At 49.9% G+C, this 1,528-nt stretch carries 2 protein-coding genes; one reads left to right on the forward strand and one right to left on the reverse strand.

The annotated features are described in order from the left end of the window. Window positions 1–87: 87 nt before the first annotated feature. Window positions 88–1,089: an SDR family NAD(P)-dependent oxidoreductase gene (locus QZ279_RS10545; RefSeq protein ID WP_293450622.1), complete on the reverse strand. Its 1,002-nt coding sequence runs from the start codon at window positions 1,087–1,089 to the stop codon at window positions 88–90. A 195-nt stretch (window positions 1,090–1,284) separates the two neighbouring features. Here QZ279_RS10545 and QZ279_RS10550 point away from each other — a divergent pair. Beyond that, window positions 1,285–1,528 (forward strand): hypothetical protein (locus tag QZ279_RS10550; RefSeq protein ID WP_293450624.1); only part of this gene is annotated, 244 nt, incomplete at its 3' end.

Raw genomic sequence — 1,528 nt, forward strand, 5'->3', positions numbered from 1 at the left:
GCAAGGATACCAAACATCCATGCTATTGGGAATCCTCTAGTTATGCTGAGGTCTCTATTTCTTAATCAAAGGCAGGTTTTCGCCGCGTTACGTATACTCTGCGTTGTACCAATTCACAAAATTCGCCACGCCGTCTTTTAGATCTGTCCTATTCATCGGGCCAATCAGATCATGCAGCAAAGTGGCATCGGCCCAAGTGGCCGGCATATCGCCCGGCTGAATATCGAGCATGTTTTTCTGCGCCGTCTTACCAAGCACGTCTTCAAGCGCTTCGATGAAATCGGTAAGTTTTGTTGGGGCGCCGTTGCCGATATTGACCGCACGCCAAGGCGCGATGGGGGACAGATTGTCCGCTTCGCTTACAGGTGTTTTGCCGGGGACGGCATCCATCAAGCGACGCACAGCATCGACTAGATCCGTCACATAGGTGAAGTCGCGTAACATATCGCCGTGGTTATAGACATCGATCGCGCGGTTATTCTGAATAGCGTCAGTGAATTTAAACAGGGCCATATCGGGGCGCCCCCACGGGCCATAGACTGTAAAGAAGCGAAACATTGTGGTCGGAATATCGTAAAGATGCGCATAGGTCTGCGCCATCGCTTCGGTCGCTTTTTTAGTCGCTGCATAGAATGACATTTGAGTGTCAACTTTATGGGTTTCGCGATACGGCATTTCTGTTTTGGCACCGTAGACGGAGGATGTGGAGGCGATCAGCAAGTGCTTTGGCGTATGATTGCGCGCGGCTTCCAGCAATTCAAATGTGCCGTTGATGTTGCTCTCTACGTAGCTGCGTGGCGCATCAATGGAATAACGCACACCCGCTTGCGCTGCGAGATGGATGACCATGGCAGGTTTCTGTGTGGCGAAGAGCTCTTCCAACACGCCAGGAGTTTCGAGACGCTTGGGAACAGGGGTGAAGTTCGCATGTACTTGCAGCATTGCGTGGCGTTTGTGTTTCAATGTGACATCATAATAGTCGGTCATCGCATCAAGCCCGATAACGTCGAATCCCTCTGCAAGAAGACGTTCAGACAAGTGATACCCGATGAAACCTGCGGAACCTGTGACAAGGATAGGTGCTTTCATGGCGGATCTCCTGCTGCACTGCTTTGCGAAAGCTATGCCTTTCAGGGGGATCAATGACAAGTCGCCCAAAATGTTTCGCGCGCGAAACATATTAAAGGTGACTGGCCCTCGTGTGGCAATGGACATTTTGAAGAGGGCAGGTGTAAAAACTTGTGCGGCAGGATTAGTTCGCAGGTGAAACTTGAAAGAATTTAAGTGATTAAGCAATACCACGTGCTGGCGGCGTCGATCTTTCTGTTGGGGCTATTCCCTGTTTTCTTCTTATCTGTTTTGCAGCTGATGGTGCTGATCATGCTGGCTAGTGTGGTGGTCGCATTTAAACAGTTTGATAGGGGCGCGCTAAAACAACTTTTAAATTGGCGCTATATCGCTTTTGCGCAATTCTGCATTTTTTTTCTTATCAATGCGGCTGTTTACCCGGTTTGGGACAGCCCACGTA

Source organism: Planktotalea sp. (assembly GCF_018607965.1).
GTDB lineage: Bacteria > Pseudomonadota > Alphaproteobacteria > Rhodobacterales > Rhodobacteraceae > Planktotalea.

Coding starts and splice junctions, on each gene's coding strand:
- QZ279_RS10545 (WP_293450622.1), bottom strand. CDS start 1,089: ATGAAAGCACCTATCCTTGTCACAGGTTCCGCAGGTTTCATCGGGTAT.